Origin of the sequence: Methylobacterium sp. CCH5-D2 (genome assembly GCF_001556475.1) — a bacterium.
Classification (GTDB): domain Bacteria; phylum Pseudomonadota; class Alphaproteobacteria; order Rhizobiales; family Beijerinckiaceae; genus Methylobacterium; species Methylobacterium hispanicum.
Genome location: NZ_LSIX01000294.1, coordinates 1 through 504, shown reverse-complemented (window position 1 = coordinate 504; position 504 = coordinate 1). Strand labels below are relative to the sequence as shown.

General features: G+C 73.2%; 1 protein-coding gene. It reads left to right on the top strand.

The genetic code is table 11. The features are described from left to right. Positions 1–224: 224 nt before the first annotated feature. A partial coding sequence (locus AX737_RS07880) for an iron-sulfur cluster assembly protein (RefSeq protein WP_156453584.1) occupies positions 225–504 on the top strand: 280 nt, incomplete at its 3' end.

Genomic DNA, 504 nt, shown 5'->3' with positions numbered 1-504 from the left:
CGCCCGGCCCGCCCGGCTGCCGCCACGTCCGGAGCGGCTCCTACCGGCGCGGCGACGGCCGCGTCGTGCGCGGGCCGATGGAGCGCTGCAACCTCGTGGCGATCCCGCCGCACCGGCGCTGATGCGGTGCACCGTGCCCGGGGGTCTGGTGTTCCGGGCGCGCTCGGTTACATGCAGGATGATTCGCAGGTGGTATACCTGCTCGCGCCACCGGGAGAACGACCTTGGCGATCAGCCGCGACGACGTGATGAAGGCGCTGACGGGCGTGACGGTGGACGCCGCCGGCACCACGCTCACCGGCTCCGGCCGCCTCTCGCAGGTGGTGGTCGATGCAAACAACCGGGTGATGTTCTCGATCCTGATCGACCCGAGCGAGGCCGAGCGGTTCGAGCCGGTGCGGCGCGCCGCCGAGGGCCGGGTACTGTCGATCCCCGGCGTCTCGGGCGTGTTCGCCAGCCTGACCTCGGAGCGGGGTCCGGGCCCTCAGGCACAGAGCCCCGCCC